This is a genomic window from Methylobacterium persicinum (assembly GCF_022179525.1).
Taxonomy (GTDB): Bacteria; Pseudomonadota; Alphaproteobacteria; order Rhizobiales; family Beijerinckiaceae; genus Methylobacterium; species Methylobacterium persicinum.
The window spans coordinates 1-22,451 of the sequence record NZ_BPQX01000037.1 but is presented as its reverse complement, the minus strand read 5'-3'; the positions used below and the strand labels follow the sequence as shown (position 1 = coordinate 22,451).

The following is a 22,451-nucleotide window of genomic DNA, read 5'->3' as shown; positions in this document are numbered from 1 at the left end:
AGCGCCCATGACCGGACCGGCCTTTCTCCGCCCGCTCGTCGCCTCCCTGGGGCTCGGCGCCCTCGTTCTCGGATCGGTCCCCGCCGCGGCACAGGGGGTGCCGTTCTCGGTGGGGTTCGCCTCCCTGCCGTCCTTCGCGTGGCCGGGGGCCGCCGGTGACGGGCCCGGTCGGTGGGAAGGGTCCTATGCGAGCCTGTCCACGGGGTACGAGGCCGTCTCGTCCAAGCGCTTCGGCAGCTATTCGGGGCCGACGATCGGCTTCGAGGGTGGCCGGCTCTGGCAGGATGGTCGCCTCGTCTACGGCATCTCAGGCGGCCTGGATTATCTGATCCCGGCCGGCGGCACCACGATGCCGGGGTTCGGCCGCTTGGCCTATTCCCGCGATTTCGCCGGGATCGTCCACGCACAGGTGGGGACCCTGCTCACGCCGAGTGTGCTGCTCTACGGCAAGGTGGGCGCCCTGGCGGTCCACGAGACCCTGCGGGCCGGACCGACACCCGTCTCGCCGGCCTTCTCCCGGGACGACCTCGCCATCCGCCCCGACGCCCGCGTCGGGGTCGAATGGGCGCTGACCGACCGCCTGTCCGTCGCGGTCGAGGCGGGCGTGGTGGGCAACCGGATCCGCTAGGGCTAAGCCCCACGGCACTGCTTCGGGGCAAGGGGATGCCTCGGTTCCTCCCTCCCACCCTCTCCCTCATCCTGAGGTGCCGCGTCAGCGGCCTCGAAGGAGCCCTCCAGGGATCGCGAGGGACATGGACACCTCATTCGAGACCGACGCTTCGCGACGGTACCTCAGGATGAGGACGGCGATGGGAATGAGGAGTTGCGGCAGTGAGGGAGCTGCCCGGAGCAGACTCATCCCGCACGCCCACTCACCCCCGGCTGCCGCCTTGCCGCGCCGACGACGGGGTCGTCGCGGCCCTCTCCCCGCAGGTGGGGAGAGGGGGAGCTTCCCAGATTGGCTAGTCGGACCGGTCCACTTCGTCGTCCGGCCCCCACGAAATGTGGATGGGCGGCGGAAACGGCGTGATCACCCCTCCGCCAGATCGAGGAAGTGCCGGCCCTCGCGATCATCAATCTCGATGATCCAGAGGTCGGAGTCGTAGCGGATCTCCCGGCTGAGACGCTCCTCCACATCCGGGGGCGAGGCCCCCTGCTGGACGGGTGTGAAACGCCGCTCGCCGAGATCGTCCGGCTCGGCCATCAGCGACTGGGGCGCGGGCCCGTAGAGATCGGCTGTGCCGTCGAGACGATCGACCTTCACGAAGATCGCCCCGGCCTCCGCGGCACCCCGGCGGCGGAGCACGGCGGGGATGGCAAGGTCATTGAGGCGGCGCAGGTGCGCCGAGACCCAGAAATCGGAGCGCAGGCGCGGCATGGCGGTGGGACTTTCCCGGAGGGGGCGGGCCTCCCCTCCCCTTTCGTCCCCTAGCCCTTGCCCGCGCCGGTTTCCAGGGCGCGCAGGGTCTTGCCCGCTGCCTCGCCGGTCACCGGAAGCTTGCGGTCACGCTCGAATTTCTCGATAGCTGCCTTGGTGGCCGGTCCCATGGCACCATCGGCCTTGATCGGGCCGTAGCCGAGCTTGGCCAGGGCGCGCTGCGCCCGCGAGACGGCCGGGTCCACCGCCGGGGCCGACGCTTCGGCCTTGGCCGCTGCGGGCTTCGTCCGGGGGTTCACCGAAGCGGTGGTGTCTTCCGCGCGGATCAGTTCGGCGATCCGGTCCGGCGTCGTTGGCTTGGGAGACGCCGGATTGGTGGCCGGAGCGGGTACGGATTCCCTGGCCACTTCCCTCACGGCTTCCTGCCGCGCCGGGGTAGGCGCGGGAGGCGGAGCCTTGGCAGCCACCTTCGGGGCGACCTTGGGGAGGATCGGCGCCGGATGGCGGCCTTTCTGCGAGTCGAGGGCGTTCACGCAGATGAAACCGGCCGCGACGAGGGCGACGACGCCGCCGAAGACCGAACCGGGCTTCTCCCGACAGGCGACTTTGCCCATGGCGAAGCCGTGGCTCAGGATCCGCATCGCCACACCGCGCCAGCCCGCGCCCCCCCTTTCGGGGGCGACCCTGACCGAGGTCCGCTTCGGGCGCGGGGAGCGGCCCTCGCCCGCGATGGTGATCTCGCGATAGCCTGCCATCGGTCCTCCTTCCTGCCTTCCCTCAGCCGGCGCGCCGGAACGGCACGGTGGCAGCGAGATCGGATGCCGACACGGCGCCGACGATGGGCTCCGGGTCGAACAGACCGAGCGGCAACCTCACCACTTTCGGCCGGGCCGGGGCTGCACCGCGCACCGCGGTGTAGATCGGCGCCGGACCGCCGGGGGCATCCTGCTCACGTCCGGCATAAGGAAGAGTCACCGTCACGGCAGTTCCCAGTCCGGGGGCGCTCTCGATACGGATCGCACCGCCGTGGAGGCCGACGAGGCCCTGCACCACGGAGAGGCCGAGGCCGGTCCCCTCATGGGTGCGGGCGTAGCCGCCTTCGCCGGCCTGGAAGAACGGGGTGCCGAGGCGCGGCAGGTCCTCGACGGCGATGCCCATGCCGGTATCGGCAACGGTGATCTCCAGCCCATCCACCTCCCGGTTCAGGCTGACCGCCACCGTACCGCCGGCGCCCGTGTATTTCAGGGCGTTTGAGATGAGGTTGATCAGCACCTGGCGGCAGGCACGGGGATCGGCGACGATCTCCATCGGGGCGACCGGGTTGGCGATGAGCTGGATCTCGCTCTCGCTCGCCTTGAGCTTCATCATGGCACAGCAGGACCGCACCAGCTCCGACACATCCATCGCGTCGGGTTTATAGTCGAAGTTGCCGCTCTGGATGCGGCTCATGTCGAGGAGCGTGTTCACCACGTCGAGGAGATGGCGGCCCGACTGGTGGATGAGCCCCGAATACTCCCGGGACCGCTCCGTGCCCAGCGCCACGCCGCCCTCGCCGGAGAGCACCTCTGAGAAGCCGATGATGGCGTTCAGGGGCGTGCGCAGCTCGTGGGTCACGTTGGCCAGGAAGCGCCCCTTCACGGCGTCGGCCATTTCGGCTGCCTTGCGCGCCTCTTCCAGCTCCTGGGCGTGGCGGTGATGCTCGGTCATGTCACGGGTCACGGCGACGACGGTCATCGCGCCCTCGGCCCCGGCATCGCCGATGCGATGGGCGCGCATCTCGGCGTGGATCAGCTCGGCCCGGTCCGCCCGGTGGGCCGCCGGATCGACGTGCAGGCGCACGGCCAGGGTCGCCGGCTTGCCACTAGCGGCGACGTCGCTCAGCGCGCTGAGGAGCGCGGGCCGGTCGGTGACGTGGACCCGCTTCAGGAGGCCGTGGCCGCGCAGGCTCGCAGCATCGCAGCCGACAAACTTGATCGCGGAGGCGGACGCCTCGATGACCCGCCCATTGCAGTCGTGCCAGGTCACGAGGTCGTCGATGGCCGACAGGAGAAGGCGGTCGCGGGCCTCGTTGCTCCGCAGACGCTCCTTCCAGGCGCCCTCGTTGCGCAGATGCTCCAAGGCCTGGGCCGCCACATGGCCGAGGGCGGCCAGGGCGAAGACCGGCAGGGCGACGTTGACCGGCAGGGCGATCATCGGATCGGTGCCGAACCAAAGCGTTCCCAGAAGGACCGCGCCCACACCGAGGGCGGCGACGACGGTGGCCGCGACGGTGGCCCGCCACGATCCGGACACCAGGGCTTCGAGGGGGATGACCGCGAGCCAGACGGCGGCCGGGGAGGACGGCCCGCCCGTCATCAAGGCGAGGCAGACCACGAGACCGGTGAGGCCCGCCGATGAGACCGCATGGGCGATCCAGAGGGAGCCCGTCCGCGAGAGCAGCACCGCGGCGAGCACAGGCAGCAGAAGACTCGCGAAGGCGGCGGCCTCGATCGCCGAGGGCACGCCCCGCCACAGCAGGTAAGGCGGCAAGGCCGCCATGGTCACCAGCCCCGTGGCGAGGCGGGAGATGAGGAAACGCTCGTGCCGGTGCCGGATGCCGCCCTCATCGCTCACCGAGCGATGCACGAGACCAGCGAGGCGCTCGTCGAACAGGTTTGTCAGGACTTTATTAATGGTCAAGACTCACACGCGCGGCGTCAAGGTGTTCGTCAGACACCCGAAACGCCTCCGGTTCGACTTTCGAACGACTACGCTACGGTCTCAGACCCCCCTTAAACGAGTGTTGCGGGACTTGGACGACCGCCGGAGATGCTTTCCACGAGGTAACCAGACGCGGCGAAGACGATGTTCACCATGTCGTCGGAATCCCCCGGACGGTTGACGGGCACTTCATTAAACCCGGCGGATTGTCGGCACCGGCTTCATGAAGGGGCGCCCGATGCTGTTCGTCCTGCGCGTCGTCCTCGTCGTCGGCGCCCTCACCTATTTCGCGCTGATGCGCGGCGGCGCGGATCCGGTCGTCGAGGCGCGCAAGCTGACGGCCCTCCCCTCCCCCGCCGCGATCCTCCCGGCCGCGGCGGCGGCCCTGCCCACAGAGACTCGCGAGAAGGTCGTGCGCGATGTGCTCGCCCGTGGGTTGATGGCGGAACTCGCGCGCCGGGCGGCCGAGCCCGATCCGTCCGCGCCGTCCCACGATACGCTCAGCGAAGCTGATCGGGCCCCGGCATGGCGGGGTATCGAGCATCGCTGACCCTTTAAGGGATCGCGATCACGCCGATCAAACGACGTGCTCACCCACGACTGTCACCGTAACTTCGATCATCCAGCGCCGGGTCGTGCCCCGGTGCGTGGTGACCACGACGTTCCCGCGCGACAGGCCAACGGAGGGCTCAGTTGGCCTCGCGGGCCGGGCGGACGGGCAGCAACGGCATGGACGCACGCCGCGGCGCAGCGCGCTCGCCCCCATGACGAAAAGACGCCTCGGGGCCGTGATAGGGGCGGTACAGTTCGGGCGTCCGTTCGGCCAGGGGGCTGTCGAGGAGGGCGGCCAGGAGGTCCCGGGCCGTGGCCCGCGTCAACGAGCGGAACACCGAGACGAGGGCGGAGACGCGCTGAGCCGAACAGGCGACGCCCTGGTTGAGCGTGAGGAAGACGTAGACCGCTTCGTCCTCGTGCAGGCCGACCGCACGCATGGCCACCGCCAGCAGATCGTAACGGGCGGCGGCCTCCTCGACGGCCGTGATGAAATCCTGCGGCAGGCCGAGATAGTTCGCCAGGGTCGAGACGAAGGCGGCCACGTCCCGGTCCGTCGACAGGGCCGTCAGGGTGGCCCCCAGGCCGCGGGGGACGGGCGGGCAGGGCCGAAGGCCCGCCGTGGCCTCGACGGCCCTCACAATGGCTTCGCGCCGAGCCGGATCCGCGTAGAGATAAAGGGGCGCGAGGTCGGGTGGCGGCAGGTCGCCCCTGGCGAGGAGGACATAGGCGAGGTCGGGCGCACGTCGGGCCCGGTCCACGAGCCGCCGCAGGGGAGCACCCGCGAGGACGATCCCGCGGTTGAGGGCCAGGGCCAGATCGACCTCCGGCCGCCCGTCGCGGGACAGGTCCTCGATGGCCTCCCGGCGCAATGACGGCAGCGAGGCGAGACGCGCCGTGAGCATGGCGGGAAGGGGCGCCTCCTCCCCCGCGTCGTCGGGGGGATCCCCCACACCGACGTGAACCGCTCCGGCGGCCCTTCCGGCAAGGATGGCCGCGCGGACCGGGCCGCCCCTCGCCGCCAGGGCGTCGAGCACCGCCTGGGGAGCCTCGGGATGGCCGGCGAGCTTCTCGGCCACGATACAGGCAGTCTCCTGATCGACGGTGGGGATCAGGCCGCAGGCCAGGGACGTGAAGGTTTCGCGGGCAGCCCGATCCCGGCGCGGCGCACGGAGATACAGGTCCGTCTGGACGCGCAGGATGACCGGCTTGAGGTCAAGCTGTTCGATCCTCGAAAGTTCGAGGAGCCCGGACAGGTCCGGCAGCGCATCGGATGCAGGCATCAGGGACCGGTTTACGCAAAAGTACCGTTAGGCAAACCTAACCCGGCGGCGTGAATCGACCTTTAAGCTGCTGCGAATCCGACCTGCACCAGCCTGGGACCGGGCGGGACCTGTGGAAAACTTCCGGCCACCCCACCCACTCAATCCGCCGAAGGCCCCCGCCTTAGGAGCGGCCGGACGAGGTAGGGTCCTTCCGGCAGGAAACCCGCGGCGGCGGCGAAGTCTGCAAGCCCATCCGACGCGTCATGGGCGAAGAGCAGAAGGCGGTCGCATCCGGCGAGCCTCGCCGATCGGGCGGCGGCCTTCACCAGCAACCGGCCGATCCCCCGGCGACGGGCATCCTCCGATACGGCCAGGGCGACGATCAATCCCGCGGGGCGGGGCGCCGCGAGGTCATGCAGCGGCTGAACGGCGATCACGCCGCTCGGCGGCCCCCACTCGACGGCCACGAGGATGCTTCCCCCGGCCTGGACGAGGGCGTCCACACGGGCCGCCATATCGGCCGGCTCGATGCGGCGACCTTCCGGCGCTTCCAGAAGTGCGACAAGGCCCGGCGCATCGCTCCCCGACACCGCGCGGATTTCCAACCCGTACCGTTGCCCCAAACACTTCCCCCTTTCAGGCCGGTCCAACACGACGACAGATCCGAATGCCCACCGGTCCATGCGAGGGGTGAGCCGACCCTGCGGCGTCTTGCTCGGAGGCGCCGTCTGTCCGGAACGCGACCTCCCCCTTCGGCTTTGACACAGAATTCGCTCCACGCTCACAGTCCGGTGGGCGCCGGTGACGGATCGCGTCACGCTGCAGGCTGAGGATAGCCATGGGTGATCCACCAGCATCGTCCGAAACCGGACCGGACCGGGCCAACGTGCCGCCCCGGGGGAAGCAGCACGACCCCTCGCCCACCGACGGGTCCGGGCGAGGCGGCGGATCGGCCGAAGAGCAGGCTCGCCTCGATCGCGACGCCGGGGACGTGGCTGACGACCTCGCCGATTTCGCCTGAGATCGAGCCTAGCCGCCAACCAACCTGGGTCCGACCCACAAGCCCGCGACACCTTTAAGATACAGCATTGTCCCGTTCGGCGGACGTCAGGACATGCTGAGGAACAAGACGACAAAGGACAGGATGATGACCAAACTCGCTCTCACCCTCGTCACGGTGCTGTCGGCGCTGCCGGCGGCGGCGACCGTGGCAACAGCCCAACCGCTCCCTCCCGGTGTCTTCGTACCGCCCGGCGGTTTCGCGATCATTAGCCGCAACAATACGGGCGGGGATGTGAGCGTGACGATCCCCCGCGGGGCCACTGGCGCCGAGACCTTCACCTCCAATTCGGCGGCGGGCGGCAATGCCGGCCGGCCGGAACTCGCCGTCCCGAACGGCAGCGCCGGCGGCGGCGGCAACTCGCGCTGACCCGCTCCAAGTCACTTGGGCCCAGATTTACCCGGGCCCAAAACGACAAAAGGTGTCTGCCCCGGTTGGGCAGACACCTTTGAAGTCAATTGAGTCCCGGTGAAAGCTGGGACGCGGGACCTGTCCGCGCCCCGTCCCCTCGATCGGAAAGAGGGAGACGAATGTCGCACCCTCGCGGGGAGGCTGCGAACCCGGTCGTCTCAGGCCGGTTCCTTAGCCTTGCGCGGCCGCGAGGCGCGCTTGGGCTTCTCGGTGCTCTCGACCGCTTCCGCCGCCGGGGCTTCGGCAGGCGCCGCGGACTTGCGGCGCTGCTGGCCAAGGCCGAGGCTGCGAGCGAGTTCCGAACGCTGAGCCGAGTAGCTCGCGGCCGTCGATGGATAATCCCGCGGCAGGCCGTACCGCTCACGGTACTGTTCGATGGTCAGCCCGTTGCGCGAGAGATGCCGCTTCAAGGTCTTGTAGGGCTTGCCGTCGATGAACGAAATCAGGGCATCCGGCGTGATCGACTTGCGGATTTGGGCCGGGGTCGGCTTGTCCGCAACCTCGGGCGTCGCGGGCGGCGGCGACGCAAGCTTCAGGAGCGCTTCATGTACGCCAGCCAGAAGCGCCGGCAATTCCCCGACCGGTACTGAATTATTCGAGACATAGGCGGACACGATATCCGACGCTTGCTCGATCAAGCTCTCGTAGGGGACTGCTGTGGTATCGTCCATCGTTGATTCCCTCTCCTTGGGGCTTCAGCGACGGTTCTAACGTTTGGGCGATAAAATCAAGAGACATGAGAACAGAAATTTGGCCAATCCCATAGAAATCTGTCACGATTATTCAGGCTCGATGCAACCTCAGTCGTGCAGAGTGCAAATTTCAAGGCGGAACCACCGGCACACGCCCTAAGCGCATCGGCTTCGTTCCATGCGTCGCTTTTCCACCCATTCGCATCAGCAGTACGACGCTGAACAACTATGGGTTTAAACTTGCCGGATCTGGTATGCCTGCACTGGACGACCGCTGCGTGCATTGCGGCATTTCAGCCAGATCGCACTGAAGGATGGGGTCGATATGATGACGGAATGGGATCCCGAAACGATCTTCGGCGCGCACATTCCGTTTGTTCAATTCTGTGGGATCGAGGCTTTGGAGGTCACCGAGGGGAGGACGCTCCTCCGCCTCGTCCTCAGGCCCGACCATGCCAACAACCTCGGCATTGCCCACGGCGGCATCCTGTGCACGCTCCTCGACGTGGCGATGGGAACCGCCGCCCGCCTCGCCGCCGGAGGTCCCGTCGTGACCCTTGATATGCAGGTTCGGTTCCTGAACGCCGGCCGCGGCACGCTTGAGGCGGAAGGGCGGGTCACCCGCGGCGGACGCTCGGTGGCGTTCTGCGAGGCCGTCATCCGCGACGGGGACGGCACGCTCGTGGCCAGCGCGACCGGCCTGCTCAAGCCGGTCGCGCAGAAGGGCGACCCGGAGACACCCCGGTAACGTCCTTCCGGATCAGGCGGGTACGCCGACCCCGACGGGGCAGCTGACGCCCGTGCCGCCGAGACCGCAATAGCCGCCCGGGTTCTTGGCGAGGTACTGCTGGTGGTAGGCTTCGGCGTAATAGAACGTGTCGAGCGGCACGATCTCGGTCGTCACATCCGGGAATCCCTTCGACTTCAGGGCGCCGGCATAGGCGTCGCGCACGGCCTGCGCTGTCCGCCTCTGCCCGTCGTCGCTCGTGTAGATACCGGAGCGGTACTGCGTGCCCACATCGTTGCCCTGGCGCATGCCCTGGGTCGGATCGTGGCTCTCGAAGAAGATGCGCAGCAGGGCCTCTAAAGGGAGCACCGCCGGGTCGAAGGCCACCAGCACGACCTCGTTATGGCCCGTCCGACCGCTGCAGACTTCCTCGTAGGTCGGGTTCGGGGTGTAACCGCCCGCATAACCGACGGCGGTGACGAACACGCCCTCCGGCACCTGCCAGAAGCGCCGCTCGGCGCCCCAGAAGCAGCCGAGGCCGAGGACGACCGACTCGATCCCCGCGGGAAAGGGGCCCTTCAAAGGATTGCCGTTCACGTAGTGCCGGTCGGCCGTGGGGATCGGTGTCGGACGGCCCGGCAGGGCATCGGCCGCACTCGGCATCTCGGCCTTCTTGCGGAAAAGGAACATGGCTCTTCCTCTCGGGTCGCTCAATCTCACGCCAATATGGGCCCGAAAAGCCTGCTTCGAAAGCGGAGAGGGATAATCTCCATCGCCGCAGCGTTGAAAGTCATGCGAGGGGTAGACCTTCCGCGCAGCTTCGTAGTTCTACATAGTGAACGGCGGCGCTGCGACGCCGGCCATTTGGGGGAAGTCGACTTGGGGACGGAACAGACCACCGGCAGTCTGCTCGGAAACCTGGAAAGCGAATCCGTCAAGGGCGATCCGTTCGCCGCGGCTGTGCGGGCGACGCGCATGCCGATGATCGTGACCGACCCCCGGCAATTCGACAACCCGATCGTCTTCGCCAACGACGCTTTCCTCAAGCTGACGGGGTACACCCGCCTTGAGGTCACCGGCCGCAATTGCCGTTTCCTCCAGGGACCCGGCACCGACGCCGAGGCCGTGAACCGGATCCGCGAAGCGATCCGGGACGAGGTCGATATCCGGATCGACATCCTGAACTACCGCAAGGACGGATCGACCTTCCAGAATGCGCTCTACGTCGGCCCCGTGCGGGACGAGGAGGGCAAGGTGGTCTACTTCTTCGCTTCGCAGCTCGACGTGTCGGAGCATCACCGGCTACGGGCGGAGATCGCGGAACTCAAAGCCCGGCTGGCCGAGGCAGAAGCCAAGATTCCGGCCCACGTCTGACCCTCCAGTCCCCGCTCAAGGGCGGGTGAGGAAGCCGATCGGTTCCCGGCCCGGCTGGCCCAGCCAGAGCAGGACCGCACCGAGCACGAGGCCGACCAGCGAGACCGGCGCCAGGGTCAGGGGCAGGCCGAGCACGTGCCAGAGCCAGGGTGCCGCGCCCTCCACGCCGGTCTGCAGCGCCCCGGCCTTGTCCTTGAACAGCAAGGCGATCACATCCGACAGGGATGTGATCCTCGGCCCGTTATTGGCGATGGAGCGGGCACCGTCATAGACCAGGGCGACAAAGCCCCCCGCCATGAAGAACAGGCCGAGCAGACGGGCGAGGAAGCGGAGCATCACCGGGTCATCGAGCCGCGCCGGCAGTGGCGCGGCCATCGGCCTACGGTCTGCGGCGCACCTGTGCAAGCGGTTGCCTGCCGGCCCTCCCCCATGTCACAGCCCCGGTTCGAGGGATGGGCTCCCGGTACGGAGGGATGATGACGGGGAACGCAGGAACGGCACCGGCCCTCGTCATCTTCGACTGCGACGGCGTCCTCGTCGACAGCGAACCCCTCAGCCTCGCCTGCCTCACGGCCGGCCTCAACCGGATCGGCGTTCCCATCGACCTCGAGACGGTGCGCAGCCGCTTCGCCGGTACGTCGATGCCCTCGATCATGGGCCATATCGAACGCGATTACGGTGTCGCCGCACCGGCGGGCTTCGTGGACGACGTGAAGGCCGAGACCCTCGCCACCTTCGACCGAGAGTTGAAGGCCCTCAACGGCGTCGCCGGGGCGATCCGCGCGCTGAGCGTGCCCGTCTGCGTGGCATCGAGCAGCGATCCCGTGCGGCTGCGCCATTCGCTGACCCTTACGGGCCTGCTGCCGCTCTTCTCCGGGAACGTGTTCTCCTCGACCCAGGTCCCGAGGGGGAAGCCGCACCCCGACCTCTTCCTGTTCGCGGCGGAAAGGATGGGGGCTGCACCAGCCGCATGTCTCGTCATCGAGGACAGCGTCCCGGGCGTCACGGCGGCGGTGGCCGCGGGCATGCGCGTCGTCGGCTTTACGGGAGGTGGCCATTGGGGTCACGACCCGGAGGGGGCCGATCTGCTACGCGCCGGAGCCGCCACGATATTTTCCGACTATTCGAACCTCTCCAAGGTGATCACAGGTTAAATTCGCTCTGGAGAAGCTGTTGCTGCGTCGCATGCTTCAGCCGCATGGTTTCCACCGGCATTCGCACCTGAAACGGCAGACAATTCCATTGACGCCTGCTGCAGCCCGGCGCATCATCACTGCGTCGGCCTTGCGGAGGCCGGCCGCGGTGATTTGATTAGCGTCGCTTGCGCCGCGTCACCAAACGCTAAAGCACTGCGAGGGCTGGTTTGGCCTCGCGGTCCTTCAATTTGGAGGACAACGTGACTGCAATGATCGTTCTGCATCGGCTGAAGAATTTTCCTGGATCGCGCTGTCGACTGTAGCCGCGCTCTTTCCTCGTCCGAGGAGTCACCGGCCCGTCATCGCAATCAGGCACGGCTTTTGCGCCGGCCCAGGGAGTCGCACGTTCGATGCCCAGATCTCTTTCGCTCGTTTCAACCGTGAATAACCCTGACACTCCCCTCCCCTCAGCCGAACCGCCGCCGGCCCTGTTCCAGCCGGCCCCCGCCCTCGCACGGGTGATCGAGATCGGCGAGGTCGCCGCCGGTATCGCCGTCCCGGAGGACCGGGGCGTGCGGTTCTTCTCCGCCTCGCGGGATTTCGACGGCTTGGACGGGATGCTGTTCCGCAACCCGGAGCAGGCAGCCCGCGCCGCCCGCGACCTGACGCGGCCCGGCGCCCGCAAGGCGCCTCGGCCGATCGCGGTCTGACAGTCGAGGGCGCGCGGCGAGACCCGCGCGCCCGTTCACGACTGGAAGTCTTCCGGAATTCCGCTGCCTTCCGGCCCGAACGCGAACCTTACTTGCTGCACTCGTCCCGGGCGCGCTTGATCGCCTCCGCAAAGCCGGCAAGGTCGTATTCGTCGCTTGTCGGGTTGCCGCGCATTGACGTCGTCTTGATCGTCAGCTTGGGCGCGCGGCCACTCATCTCTGTGACGACCCGCGCCTCATCGGTGGGGTTCTGCAGCCATGCGTTGCCGTCCTTGACCACCAGCCCGTAGCGTGTGGTGCCGAGATTCAGGCTCGGATCGGTGGGGGCGGCCGGCGAACCCGCCTTGACCTGCGCCGCGGAGGGCTTCGGCGGGAAGCCCAGCATCACCGCCACCTCGTTGGGCACGTTCTCCGCCTTGCGGACGGTCACGAACAGATAGGCGCTGTCGCGCTTGAGGGTCTTGGGCGAGCGGGTCTGGGGCTGCGAGATCGCGTAGCAGATTCGGCTGCGCGCATCGCCGTTCACGAAAACGTTCCAGCCCCCGAAGATCGCCACCGGGACGGCCTGCTGCATCCCCGGAGGCGTCACCTCGCTCCGCTCGCTCTTGCGACTGTGGCTCCGGGCGGCATGCCGCTGCCGGCGGGTGGGGGCGGCATCCTGCGCGGGAGCCTCCGCCTCCTGCGCCAGCGCCGGGCCGGCCCCGAACAGACGGGCCGCCATCGTGTCCGGCGGTGAGGCACAAGCGAGGAAAGCGACGAGGCCGACCGGAACCAGATGGGAGACGCGGACCATATTCATTCCCTGCGGGCGCCAGCCGGAGCGAACTGGGCCGTTAGGAATCGATTAATGAACGCGGGTTGGGACGACAGCAAGGCACCGGACGACGACGACCGTGGACTGATCTGTCATGCGCCCGGCTAGACGACGCGCAGTTCGGCTGCGGCCAAGGCGGGCGAGACGACTACCGGAGCAGCCTCGTCCACTGCCACCGGGTCGATCTCGACGGCGGCGGGTGCCGACCGCCGCCGCGGGGGATCGTTGTAGGGCGTGTTGTAGCCCTTCCGCACCGCGGCCCAGAACACCTCCCGCGACAGGTCGGTGCCCACCAGGGCGGCATCGATCATCGCAGTCGCGTGCGCTGCAAGGTCGGCGACGTCTTCGGGCTTCATCCAGCTCTCGATCGACATGCTTTGCGGTCTCTCCGGTCGCACAAGTCCCCGTAACGCGACGCACCTAGCTAGACGGTGAACGCGCCAAGGGCGAAGCGGTTGCGGCGCATCATTTCACCGTGATTCACCGTCGAGCCGGGCGATCCAGCCGTGCGCTTGCGTCCGGACGTTGTCGGGCGCCGTGCCGCCGTAGCTTATGCGGCTCGCGACTGAGTTCTCGACACCCAGCACCGCGTAGACGGCTTCCGTGATGCGGGGCTCGGCCTCCTGCATCTCCGCCAGCGTCAGGGCTTCCAGGCCCACACCCTTGCCCGCGGCGACGCCGACGAGGCGGCCCGTGACGTGGTGAGCCTGCCGGAAGGGCATGCCGAGCTCGCGCACCAGCCAGTCGGCCAAGTCTGTGGCCGTGCTGAAGCCGGACCCCGCCGCCCTGGCGAGCACCTCCGTCACGGGCTCGAGATCCTTCACCATGCCGGTCATGGCCGCGAGGCAGAGCGAGAGCGCCTGGAGGGCATCGAAGGTGCCTTCCTTGTCCTCCTGCATGTCCTTCGAATAGGCGAGCGGCAGGCCCTTCATCACCATCAGCAGGCCCATCAGGGCGCCGACGATCCGCCCGGCCTTGGCGCGCACCAGCTCCGCCGCGTCGGGATTGCGCTTCTGCGGCATGATCGACGAGCCGGTCGTGTAGCCGTCCGACAGCCTCACGAAATTGAACTGGGCCGAGGTCCAGACCACCAGTTCTTCGGCGAAGCGCGACAGGTGGACGGCGCAGATCGAGGCGGCTGAGAGGGCTTCGAGGGCGAAGTCCCGGTCCGCGACGGAGTCGAGGGAATTGGCCGTCGGCCTGTCGAAGCCGAGGGCCGCCGCCGTGGCGTGACGATCGATGGGGAAGGAGGTGCCGGCCAGCGCCGCCGCCCCGAGGGGGCATTCGTTGAGCCGCGCCCGGGCGTCCCGGAACCGCCCACGGTCCCGGGCGAGCATCTCGACATAGGCGAGGCAATGGTGCCCGAAGGTCACGGGCTGCGCCGATTGCAAATGCGTGAAGCCTGGCATCACGGTGCCGGCATGGGCGAGCGCCTTCTCGGCCAGCGCCCGCTGCAACTCCGCCGCTTGCCCGTCGAGGGCATCGAGGGTGTCGCGCACCCACAGCTTCATGTCCGTCGCGACCTGATCGTTGCGCGAGCGGGCCGTGTGCAGGCGGCCGGCGCCCGGGCCGACGATCTCCGTCAGGCGGCTCTCGACGGACATGTGGATGTCCTCGAGTTCGCGCCTGAACACGAAGGTACCGGCCTCGATCTCGTCGCGGACGGACTTGAGCCCGGCCTCGATCGCCGCCACATCCTCCGCCGGCAGGATGCCTGCGGCCCCGAGCATGGCGACATGCGCCAGCGAGCCGCGTATGTCCTGGGGCGCGAGGCGCTTGTCGAACCCGATGGAGGCGTTGATCTCCTCCATGATCTCGGCGGGACCGCTCGCGAACCGCCCGCCCCACATCCGGTTGCTCATGTCGATCCTTCCGCGTCGCGCCGTTCCACCGAGGCAAGCCTGATGCCCAACCGCAAGGGTCTCATCGCGGGTCTTATCGCGGGCGCCGGACTCGCCGTCCTCGGCCTTGCCGGGTTTGCCCTATACGGGAGCGGTCTCGTGGGCGGCAACGGGGGGGTGGCGTCAGGACCCTGCGCGGCCTCCGCCCCCGGCCTCGCCCGGGTCGAGGCCGCCGCCCGGGGCGATGTCGCCGCCATGCAGGCGCCGAAGCAGGCCAAGCCCGCCCCCGACATCGCCTTCAATGGGCCCGACGGAACCGAGACGAGCCTCGCCGCCATGAAGGGCCGGCTCCTCCTCGTGAACCTGTGGGCCACGTGGTGCGCCCCCTGCAAGGCGGAGATGCCCGCCCTCGACCGGCTGCAGGGCGCCCTGGGCGGCCCCGATTTCGCGGTGGTGGCCATCAACGTCGATACCCGCAACCTCGAGAAGCCGCCGCAATGGCTTAAACAGGCGGGGATCGCGAATCTCCCGTTCTATGCTGATCCGGGAGGCCGGGTGCTCCCGGTGGTGCAGCACCATGCCGATTCGGCAGGCCTCCCCACCACGCTGCTCATCGACGGCGCCGGCTGCACCATCGGCGTCATGAAGGGGCCGGCGGAATGGTCGAGCCCCGATGGCCTCGCCCTTGTCCGCGCCGCCCTTGGCCGGACCTCCTGACGGGCGCGACCTGCATTCGGCATAGCCTGCGCCGTTGATCCTGCTGCGTGTGCGGGCTAACCCGGCGCGGATGCGGTTCTATCTCGGTCTCGCGACCACCTTCCACGATCCGGCCCTCGCTCTGGTGGGACCGGACGGCACCCTGCTCTTCGCCGAGGCGACGGAGCGGTTCCTGCAATACAAACGGGCCCCCAATTGCGAGCCCGACGCCCCGATGCGGATCGCCCCCCTGCTGCGCGAGTACGTCCCGCCCGGCTCGGAGATCGTCGTCGCCTCGACCTGGGGCGAGCAATTCACCGGGTTCCTCAAAGGGCAGGCCCAGGCCGGGACCTTCGACCTGCCGGCGCTTGCGGCCCATCCGGTGGATCTCAACGCCTCCTTCGTGCCGGAACAGGCCGAGCGGGTCTTCATCGCCGACCTCCACCTCGCCCAGGAGCGTGCAGGCCTCGGGACACTCCTCGCCCTGACGCAGGACGTGCGCACCGGGGGAAGCCCGCCGCGGGCGCGGATCGTCGGCCAGCGCCGCTACCCGCACCATCTCTGTCACGCCGCTTACGGCCTGTGGGGGAGCCCGTTCCACGACGCCACCGCCGTGGTGGTGGACGGAATGGGCGAGACCGGCGCCTCGGCGATCTATCGCCTCGCCAACGGCCAGATCGAGGAGGTCAAGCGCCACCGGGGGCGCGGCTCCCTCGGCTTCCTCTACGGCCTCATCACCGACCTCGCCGGGTTCGATCAGGTGAAGGGCGAGGAATGGAAGATCATGGGGCTCGCCCCCTACGGCCGGCCGGACCCCGAACTCGCCGCGATCCTCGCCCGGCTCTGTCGAATCGAAGGCACGCGCCTGCGCTTCGCCGATGCGGACACGATCCGCGGCGTGGCCGCCGACCTCCTCGCCCGGCGGCCGGCCGACGCGATGGAGAACGGCTGGGCCGACCTCGCCCGCTGCGGGCAGGACCTGTTCGGAACGCTCATGGACACCCTGGTCGGGGAGGCCCATGCCCTGGCCCCGTCCGACAACCTCGTGATCGCCGGGGGCTGCGGGCTCAACTCATCCTACAACGGGCGGGTGCTCGGCCGTTCGCCCTTCACCCGGCTGCACGTGCCCTCGGCCCCGGCCGATGACGGCAACGCGGTGGGCGCCGCGTGGCTCGCCTTCCGGGATGACAACCCCGACTGGACTGGGCCACCCGACACCGTGCGTCCGCTCACGCCCTATCTCGGGGCGCGGGTCTCCACTGCCCCGATGGAGCGGCTCGCCGAGCAGGAGCCCCGCGCCCGGAAGCTCGGCCACGGTGCCGTGACCCGGGAGGCGGCCCGCATCCTGGCGGCGGGGGGGCTCGTCGGCTGGGTGCAGGGTCAGGCGGAGTTCGGGCCCCGGGCACTGGGCAACCGTTCGATCCTGGCCGACCCACGGCCCGCCGGCGCCAAGGATTCCCTGAACGCGAAGGTGAAATACCGGGAAGCGTTCCGGCCCTTCGCCCCCTCGATCCTGGCCGTGGCCGGCCCCGACTGGTTCGAAGACTTTTCGGACAGCCCGTATATGGAGCGTACCCTCGTCTGGAAGGAGAGCGTCCGGGACAAGGTGCCGGCCGTGGTCCACGAGGACGGGACCGGCCGGCTGCAGACGGTCACCGCCGCCCGTAACCCTGCCTATGCCTCCCTGATCGAGGCTTTCCGCGAGTTGACCGGCGTGCCGGTGCTGCTCAACACCAGCTTCAACGTGATGGGCAAGCCGATCCTCCACACGGCGGAGGACGCGATCCTGATGTTCTACACCACCGGCCTTGATGCCCTGGTCGTGGAAGACTGGATCGTCGTGAAGTAATTTTTTTATTTTTACGCACCCCGTCATTGCGAGCGAAGCGAAGCAATCCAGGGCAACGGCACGTCTCAAAGCGAAGCGTATCGCTGGATTGCTTCGCTTGCAGCGACGCCGCGATAACAGGCAATAAGCGTGGCGCCACACATTCCCTTAACGCGCGAGCGAACCCCGCCCAAAACCCTCAAATACTCGTCGGCACAGTCGGGTCTGAGCCTTAGGGCTAAGCCCGTGCCCTTGTCGTTTGAGAACAAATCATGTACAAATTCGCTCCGGGGGGCGCGTTGTGATCGGCGCCCTTCCTCTCCATAAGGAGCGTCGCCAGATGGCCCAGCCCGCGCTGAAAGTGGTCGATATGCCCCCTGCAGATAAGGACAAGTCGAAGGCGATCGACGCCGCCCTGTCGCAGATCGAACGAGCCTTCGGCAAAGGCTCGATCATGCGGCTGGGCAAGAACGACAAGGTGCAGGAGGTCGAGACGATCTCCACCGGCTCGCTCGGCCTCGATATCGCCCTTGGCGTCGGCGGCCTGCCCCGGGGCCGCGTGATCGAGGTCTACGGCCCGGAATCCTCGGGCAAGACCACGCTCGCCCTACACACCATCGCCGAGGCCCAGAAGAAAGGCGGCGTCTGCGCCTTCGTGGATGCCGAGCACGCCCTCGATCCGGTCTATGCCCGCAAGCTCGGGGTGAACCTCGACGATCTGCTCATCTCCCAGCCCGATACGGGCGAGCAGGCCCTCGAGATCACCGACACGCTGGTGCGCTCCGGCGCCATCGACGTGCTGGTGGTGGACTCGGTGGCGGCTCTGACGCCCCGGGCCGAAATCGAGGGTGAGATGGGCGAGAGCCAGCCCGGCCTCCAGGCCCGCCTGATGAGCCAGGCCCTGCGGAAGCTGACGGGCTCGATCTCGCGCTCGAACTGCATGGTCATCTTCATCAACCAGATCCGGATGAAGATCGGCGTGATGTACGGCTCGCCGGAGACCACGACGGGCGGCAACGCCCTGAAGTTCTACGCGTCGGTGCGCCTCGATATCCGCCGGGTTTCGACCCTCAAAGAGCGTGACGAGGCCATCGGCAACCAGGTCCGCGTGAAGGTGGTGAAGAACAAGGTCGCCCCGCCCTTCAAGCAGGTCGAGTTCGACATCATGTTCGGCGAGGGCATCTCGAAGGTCGGCGAGTTGATCGACCTCGGAGTGAAGGCCGGCATCGTTGAGAAGTCGGGCGCGTGGTTCTCACACGACAGCCAGCGCCTTGGCCAGGGCCGCGAGAATTCGAAGGGCTTTCTCCGCGACAACCCTGAGATCGCCGCCAAGATCGAGGGCATGATCCGCCAGAACTCCGGCCTCGTCGCCGAGAAGATCCTGGAAAACGCCAAGCCGACGGACGACGATCTCGATCCCGGCGAGGCGTGATCGAGCGTCCATCTCCCGTCGCATGATCGAAGCACAAACGGCCCCGGATCACATCCGGGGCCGTTTGCCGTTGAGGATTGCTTCAGCCAATATCGACGACCGCCGTCATTGCGAGCACAGCGAAGCAATCCAGGGCAGAGGGTCGTCTCGGAACGTAGCGTATCCCTGGATTGCTTCGCTGTGCTCGCAATGACGAGCCGGGCCTCAGACCCTACGCAAACTCGGAACGCAAAACGGCGAGGCGATCCCGTGCAGGATCGCCTCGCCGTCAGCAAGTTCGGATAAGGAATAGGGCCGGACGAAACGTCCGACCGGGCCTCAGGCGGCTTCGCCCGACTCGACCGCCGGAGCGGCCTCGCCCTCGACCAGCTTCCAGGTCTTGAGCTTGGAGAAGGGACGGCACTCCTCGATGAACACCGTCTGCCCGACCTTGGCGGCATTCGCCTCGTCGTGCGCATGGTAGTTCTTCGAGCGACGGACGGTCTTCTTCATCACCGGGTGGGTGAAGCGACGCTCCACCTTCACGACGACGGTCTTCTCGCCCTTGTCGCTGACGACGACGCCCTGCAGGACGCGCTTCGGCATGGTCTTCTCCTCAGGCCTTGGCGTCAGACGCGAGCGTCTTCTGACGCTGCAGCGTACGAACGCGGGCGATGTCCCGCCGCACCTCACGGATGCGGGAAACGTTCTCGAGCTGCCCGGTGGCCCCTTGGAAGCGCAGGTTGAACTGCTCCTTCTTCAGGTTCAGCAGCTCGTCGGCGAGCTGATCAGGCGACAAAGCCTTCAGATCAGAGTGGCGTTGGGTGGTCTTCACGAACGATCTCCTCAGTCGGCGATGCGCGTGATGATGCGCGTCCGCACCGGGAGCTTCGCCGCACCGAGGCGCAGGGCCTCGCGGGCGATGTCGGCGGCGACGCCATCGACCTCGAACATGATGCGGCCGGGATGGATACGCGCGGCCCAATAGTCCGGCGCACCCTTACCCGAGCCCATGCGGACTTCGGTCGGCTTGGTCGAGACCGGCACGTCCGGGAACACCCGGATCCAGACACGGCCTTGACGCTTCATCTCGCGCGTAATGGCGCGGCGGGCGGCTTCGATCTGACGGGCGGTGACGCGCTCAGGCTCAATCGCCTTCAGGCCGAACTGCCCGAAGTTCAGGTCGAAGCCGCCCTTGGCCGTACCGTGGATACGGCCCTTGAACTGCTTGCGGAACTTGGTCTTCTTGGGTTGCAGCATGGCTTACCTCACGCGTGCTCGCGCTCGCGACGCGGGCGGTCACGACCACCCTCACCGTCACGCTCGCGGCGCCCGCCGGAGCGGCCGCCCTCTTCCTGGGCCTTCTTGTCCTGGGCCATCGGGTCGTGCTCAAGGATCTCGCCCTTGAACACCCACACCTTGATACCGCAGGTGCCGTAGGTGGTGAACGCCGTGGCGGTCCCGTAATCCACGTCCGCACGCAGAGTATGCAGCGGAACGCGGCCCTCGCGGTACCACTCCTGACGGGCGATCTCAGCGCCGCCGAGACGTCCGGAGCAGTTGATCCGGATACCCTCGGCACCGAGACGCATGGCCGACTGCACGGCACGCTTCATGGCGCGACGGAAGGCAACACGACGCTCGAGCTGCTGGGCGATCGAGTCGGCCACCAGGGTGGCATCGATCTCGGGCTTGCGCACCTCGACGATGTTGATGGTCACGTCGGCCTTGGTCATGGTGCCGACGAGCTTGCGCAGCTTCTCGATATCCGCGCCCTTCTTGCCGATCACCACGCCCGGACGACCCGAGTGGATGGTGACGCGGCACTTCCGGTGGGGACGCTCGATCACGATTTTGGAGACCGCGGCCTGCTTGAGCTGCTTGGTCAGGGCGGCGCGGATCGCGACGTCCTCATGCATGAGCTTCGCGTATTCGCCCTTGTTGGCGAACCAGCGGGAGTCCCAGGTCCGGTTGATACCGAGCCGGAGACCGATCGGGTTGACTTTCTGACCCATCAGATCCTCCTCACGCCGCTTCCGCCGCGCGGACTTCCCGAACCACGATGGTGAGGTTCGAGAACGGCTTCAGAATGCGCGCGCCGCGGCCGCGGGCCCGGGCGTGGAAGCGCTTCAGGACCAGCGCCTTACCCACGAAAGCCTGGCTGACGACGAGGTCGTCGACATCCAGATCGTGGTTGTTCTCGGCGTTGGCGATCGCGCTCTCGAGACACTTCTTGACGTCGGTCGCGATGCGCTTGCGAGAGAACTGGAGGTCGGCAAGCGCCGTCTCCACCTTCTTGCCGCGTATGAGCTGCGCCACGAGGTTCAGCTTCTGCGGGGAGACGCGCAGCATGCGCGCCACCGCCTTGGCTTCGTTCTCGGGGAGCACGCGGGGGGTAGCCTGCTTGCCCATATCAGCGCCTCTTCGCCTTCTTGTCGGCCGCGTGGCCGGGGAAGGTGCGGGTCGGCGAGAACTCACCGAACTTGTGCCCGACCATTTCCTCGGTGACGTAGACCGGAATGTGCTTCTGGCCGTTGTGAACGCCGAAGGTGAGCCCAACGAACTGCGGCAGGATCGTGGAGCGACGGCTCCAGATTTTAATGACCTCGGAGCGCGAGGAACCCCGCGCCGCCTCGGCCTTCTTGAAGAGGTAGCCGTCGACGAACGGCCCCTTCCAGAGTGAGCGTGCCATGGTGGTTACTTCTTGCGGTTGTGACGGCTGGACAGGATGAAGACGTCGGTCCGCTTGTTGGACCTGGTCTTCTTGCCCTTGGTGGGGACGCCCCACGGCGTGACCGGGTTACGGCCGCCGGAGGTGCGGCCTTCACCGCCGCCGTGCGGGTGGTCGACCGGGTTCATCGCCACGCCGCGGTTGTGCGGGCGCTTGCCGAGCCAGCGGTTCCGCCCGGCCTTGCCGAGGGAGATGTTCATGTGGTCCGGGTTCGACACCGCACCGACGCTCGCGAAGCACTGGCCATGCACGAGACGCTGCTCGCCCGAGTTAAGGCGGACCGTCACATAACCCTGATCACGACCCACGATCTGCGCGTAGTTGCCGGCCGACCGCGCGATCGCGCCGCCCTTGCCGATCTTCAACTCCACATTGTGGACGATCGTGCCAACCGGCATGGAGCCGATCGGGCCGGCATTGCCCGGCTTGATGTCCACGTTCTCGCCCGCCACGACCTTGTCGCCGGCGGCAAGCCGCTGGGGAGCCAGGATGTAGCTCTGCTTGCCGTCAGGGTAGTTGATCAGCGCGATGAACGCAGTGCGGTTCGGATCGTACTCGATCCGCTCCACCGTCGCGCTCACGTTGAGCTGGTCGCGCCGCTTGAAGTCCACGTTGCGCAGCGAACGCTTGTGGCCACCACCGCGGAAACGCACGGTGATGCGGCCGAGATTGTTGCGGCCGCCCGAGGAGCTCTTGCCCTCGGTCAGCGCCTTCACCGGCTTGCCCTTGTAGAGCTCACGGCGGTCAACGAGCACGAGCTGGCGCAGGCTCGGCGTGACCGGTTTGAATGTCTTCAAAGCCATCGGCTCGTCCTCGATCCGTCCTCAGAGCCCGGTGGTGACGTCGATCGTGTGGCCTTCGGCCAGGGTCACGATCGCTTTCTTCACATCCGAACGCTGGCCGCGAAGCCCGCGGAAAACCTTCTTCTTGCCCTTGGTGATGAGCGTATTCACGCCCGTCACCTTGACGTCGAACAGCTTCTCGACCGCTTCCTTGATCTGCGGCTTGGTGGCCTTCGGGGCAACCCGGAAGACGACCTTGTTCTGTTCGGTGAGATTCGTCGCCTTCTCGGTGATGACCGGGGAGACGATGATGTCGTAGTGGCGCGGATCAGCACTCATTTGA

General features: G+C 67.7%; 30 protein-coding genes. 11 read left to right on the top strand and 19 right to left on the bottom strand.

The features are described from left to right. Window positions 1–7 precede the first annotated feature (7 nt). Window positions 8–628, top strand: coding sequence for a hypothetical protein (locus tag MFF22_RS16210; RefSeq protein ID WP_238250014.1), 621 nt, complete (start codon window positions 8–10; stop codon window positions 626–628). A gap of 402 nt (window positions 629–1,030) precedes the next feature. Here MFF22_RS16210 and MFF22_RS16205 read toward each other — a convergent pair whose 3' ends face one another. Genes MFF22_RS16205 through MFF22_RS16195 form a run of 3 tightly spaced genes read right to left on the bottom strand, consistent with a single transcriptional unit; the run spans window position 1,031 to window position 4,057 of the window. After that, complete coding sequence (locus MFF22_RS16205) at window positions 1,031–1,378, bottom strand: DUF1491 family protein (protein WP_238250013.1); 348 nt, start codon at window positions 1,376–1,378, stop codon at window positions 1,031–1,033. Between the two features lie 50 nt (window positions 1,379–1,428). Further along, window positions 1,429–2,133: a peptidoglycan-binding domain-containing protein gene (locus MFF22_RS16200; RefSeq protein WP_238250012.1), complete on the bottom strand. Its 705-nt coding sequence runs from the start codon at window positions 2,131–2,133 to the stop codon at window positions 1,429–1,431. 22 nt (window positions 2,134–2,155) lie between these two features. Continuing rightward, window positions 2,156–4,057 carry a PAS domain-containing sensor histidine kinase gene (locus MFF22_RS16195; protein ID WP_238250011.1) on the bottom strand — a complete coding sequence of 634 codons (1,902 nt, stop codon included), beginning with the start codon at window positions 4,055–4,057 and terminating at the stop codon, window positions 2,156–2,158. Between the two features lie 259 nt (window positions 4,058–4,316). Between MFF22_RS16195 and MFF22_RS16190 the strand changes: the two genes are divergently transcribed. Further along, window positions 4,317–4,628 carry a hypothetical protein gene (locus MFF22_RS16190; RefSeq protein WP_238250010.1) on the top strand — a complete coding sequence of 104 codons (312 nt, stop codon included), beginning with the start codon at window positions 4,317–4,319 and terminating at the stop codon, window positions 4,626–4,628. 139 nt (window positions 4,629–4,767) lie between these two features. Here the strand turns inward: MFF22_RS16190 and MFF22_RS16185 are convergent, their stop codons facing one another. Continuing rightward, window positions 4,768–5,913, bottom strand: coding sequence for a hypothetical protein (locus tag MFF22_RS16185; protein WP_238250009.1), 1,146 nt, complete (start codon window positions 5,911–5,913; stop codon window positions 4,768–4,770). Window positions 5,914–6,053: 140 nt separating this feature from the next. Beyond that, window positions 6,054–6,485, bottom strand: a complete 432-nt coding sequence (locus MFF22_RS16180; RefSeq protein ID WP_238250008.1) for a GNAT family N-acetyltransferase — start codon at window positions 6,483–6,485, stop codon at window positions 6,054–6,056. A gap of 248 nt (window positions 6,486–6,733) precedes the next feature. On the opposite strand from MFF22_RS16180, the gene MFF22_RS16175 reads away from it, so the two are divergent. Continuing rightward, entirely contained in the window at window positions 6,734–6,916 is a 183-nt protein-coding gene (locus MFF22_RS16175) for a hypothetical protein (protein ID WP_238250007.1), read from the top strand. Between the two features lie 126 nt (window positions 6,917–7,042). Beyond that, complete coding sequence (locus MFF22_RS16170) at window positions 7,043–7,324, top strand: hypothetical protein (protein WP_238250006.1); 282 nt, start codon at window positions 7,043–7,045, stop codon at window positions 7,322–7,324. A gap of 200 nt (window positions 7,325–7,524) precedes the next feature. On the opposite strand, the gene MFF22_RS16165 is transcribed toward MFF22_RS16170, so the two are convergent. Beyond that, window positions 7,525–8,037 (bottom strand): Ros/MucR family transcriptional regulator, encoded by a 513-nt coding sequence (locus MFF22_RS16165; RefSeq protein WP_238250005.1) that lies wholly within the window; start codon window positions 8,035–8,037, stop codon window positions 7,525–7,527. A 346-nt stretch (window positions 8,038–8,383) separates the two neighbouring features. Here MFF22_RS16165 and MFF22_RS16160 point away from each other — a divergent pair, with 346 nt between their 5' ends. Then, a complete protein-coding gene (locus tag MFF22_RS16160) occupies window positions 8,384–8,806 on the top strand; it encodes a PaaI family thioesterase (RefSeq protein ID WP_238250004.1) in 423 nt (140 codons plus the stop codon). Between the two features lie 12 nt (window positions 8,807–8,818). On the opposite strand, the gene msrA is transcribed toward MFF22_RS16160, so the two are convergent. Further along, window positions 8,819–9,475 (bottom strand): peptide-methionine (S)-S-oxide reductase MsrA, encoded by a 657-nt coding sequence (gene msrA, locus MFF22_RS16155; protein ID WP_238250003.1) that lies wholly within the window; start codon window positions 9,473–9,475, stop codon window positions 8,819–8,821. Window positions 9,476–9,664: 189 nt separating this feature from the next. On the opposite strand from msrA, the gene MFF22_RS16150 reads away from it, so the two are divergent. After that, window positions 9,665–10,159: a PAS domain-containing protein gene (locus MFF22_RS16150; RefSeq protein ID WP_238250002.1), complete on the top strand. Its 495-nt coding sequence runs from the start codon at window positions 9,665–9,667 to the stop codon at window positions 10,157–10,159. Window positions 10,160–10,174: 15 nt separating this feature from the next. On the opposite strand, the gene MFF22_RS16145 is transcribed toward MFF22_RS16150, so the two are convergent. Continuing rightward, window positions 10,175–10,495 (bottom strand): PetM family of cytochrome b6f complex subunit 7, encoded by a 321-nt coding sequence (locus tag MFF22_RS16145; RefSeq protein WP_238250302.1) that lies wholly within the window; start codon window positions 10,493–10,495, stop codon window positions 10,175–10,177. Window positions 10,496–10,635: 140 nt separating this feature from the next. Between MFF22_RS16145 and MFF22_RS16140 the strand changes: the two genes are divergently transcribed. Then, window positions 10,636–11,313: an HAD family hydrolase gene (locus tag MFF22_RS16140; protein ID WP_238250001.1), complete on the top strand. Its 678-nt coding sequence runs from the start codon at window positions 10,636–10,638 to the stop codon at window positions 11,311–11,313. Between the two features lie 470 nt (window positions 11,314–11,783). Next, on the top strand, window positions 11,784–12,005 hold the full coding sequence (locus MFF22_RS16135) for a hypothetical protein (RefSeq protein WP_238250301.1): 222 nt from the start codon (window positions 11,784–11,786) through the stop codon (window positions 12,003–12,005). An 88-nt stretch (window positions 12,006–12,093) separates the two neighbouring features. On the opposite strand, the gene MFF22_RS16130 is transcribed toward MFF22_RS16135, so the two are convergent. The 3 genes from MFF22_RS16130 to argH form a co-directional block, all read right to left on the bottom strand. Beyond that, window positions 12,094–12,798 carry an invasion associated locus b family protein gene (locus MFF22_RS16130; protein WP_238250000.1) on the bottom strand — a complete coding sequence of 235 codons (705 nt, stop codon included), beginning with the start codon at window positions 12,796–12,798 and terminating at the stop codon, window positions 12,094–12,096. Window positions 12,799–12,923: 125 nt separating this feature from the next. Beyond that, the gene (locus tag MFF22_RS16125) at window positions 12,924–13,193 is read right to left on the bottom strand and encodes a hypothetical protein (RefSeq protein ID WP_238249999.1); all 270 of its coding nucleotides are present in this window, start codon (window positions 13,191–13,193) and stop codon (window positions 12,924–12,926) included. 96 nt (window positions 13,194–13,289) lie between these two features. After that, complete coding sequence (argH, locus tag MFF22_RS16120; RefSeq protein WP_238249998.1) at window positions 13,290–14,681, bottom strand: argininosuccinate lyase; 1,392 nt, start codon at window positions 14,679–14,681, stop codon at window positions 13,290–13,292. Between the two features lie 42 nt (window positions 14,682–14,723). On the opposite strand from argH, the gene tlpA reads away from it, so the two are divergent. The 3 genes from tlpA (at window position 14,724) to recA (ending at window position 18,616) form a co-directional block, all read left to right on the top strand. Then, entirely contained in the window at window positions 14,724–15,377 is a 654-nt protein-coding gene (gene tlpA, locus MFF22_RS16115) for a thiol:disulfide interchange protein TlpA (protein ID WP_238249997.1), read from the top strand. A 70-nt stretch (window positions 15,378–15,447) separates the two neighbouring features. Continuing rightward, window positions 15,448–17,205, top strand: a complete 1,758-nt coding sequence (locus tag MFF22_RS16110; protein WP_238250300.1) for a carbamoyltransferase family protein — start codon at window positions 15,448–15,450, stop codon at window positions 17,203–17,205. A gap of 349 nt (window positions 17,206–17,554) precedes the next feature. Then, a complete protein-coding gene (recA, locus tag MFF22_RS16105) occupies window positions 17,555–18,616 on the top strand; it encodes a recombinase RecA (protein ID WP_370877525.1) in 1,062 nt (353 codons plus the stop codon). 318 nt (window positions 18,617–18,934) lie between these two features. On the opposite strand, the gene rpsQ is transcribed toward recA, so the two are convergent. The 8 genes from rpsQ to MFF22_RS16065 are packed head-to-tail and all read right to left on the bottom strand — an operon-like array spanning window position 18,935 to window position 22,447. Further along, complete coding sequence (gene rpsQ / locus MFF22_RS16100; protein WP_238249995.1) at window positions 18,935–19,201, bottom strand: 30S ribosomal protein S17; 267 nt, start codon at window positions 19,199–19,201, stop codon at window positions 18,935–18,937. Window positions 19,202–19,211: 10 nt separating this feature from the next. Next, window positions 19,212–19,430, bottom strand: coding sequence for a 50S ribosomal protein L29 (rpmC, locus tag MFF22_RS16095; RefSeq protein WP_238249994.1), 219 nt, complete (start codon window positions 19,428–19,430; stop codon window positions 19,212–19,214). 11 nt (window positions 19,431–19,441) lie between these two features. Beyond that, a complete protein-coding gene (gene rplP, locus MFF22_RS16090) occupies window positions 19,442–19,855 on the bottom strand; it encodes a 50S ribosomal protein L16 (protein WP_238249993.1) in 414 nt (137 codons plus the stop codon). A gap of 8 nt (window positions 19,856–19,863) precedes the next feature. Next, window positions 19,864–20,610, bottom strand: coding sequence for a 30S ribosomal protein S3 (gene rpsC / locus MFF22_RS16085; RefSeq protein WP_238206636.1), 747 nt, complete (start codon window positions 20,608–20,610; stop codon window positions 19,864–19,866). Window positions 20,611–20,620: 10 nt separating this feature from the next. Next, window positions 20,621–21,007: a 50S ribosomal protein L22 gene (rplV, locus tag MFF22_RS16080; protein WP_238249992.1), complete on the bottom strand. Its 387-nt coding sequence runs from the start codon at window positions 21,005–21,007 to the stop codon at window positions 20,621–20,623. A 1-nt stretch (window position 21,008) separates the two neighbouring features. Further along, window positions 21,009–21,287 carry a 30S ribosomal protein S19 gene (rpsS, locus tag MFF22_RS16075; protein WP_012319190.1) on the bottom strand — a complete coding sequence of 93 codons (279 nt, stop codon included), beginning with the start codon at window positions 21,285–21,287 and terminating at the stop codon, window positions 21,009–21,011. 5 nt (window positions 21,288–21,292) lie between these two features. Further along, complete coding sequence (rplB, locus tag MFF22_RS16070; protein WP_238249991.1) at window positions 21,293–22,129, bottom strand: 50S ribosomal protein L2; 837 nt, start codon at window positions 22,127–22,129, stop codon at window positions 21,293–21,295. Between the two features lie 21 nt (window positions 22,130–22,150). Continuing rightward, window positions 22,151–22,447, bottom strand: a complete 297-nt coding sequence (locus MFF22_RS16065) for a 50S ribosomal protein L23 (protein ID WP_238206644.1) — start codon at window positions 22,445–22,447, stop codon at window positions 22,151–22,153. Between the last annotated feature and the right edge of the window lie 4 nt (window positions 22,448–22,451).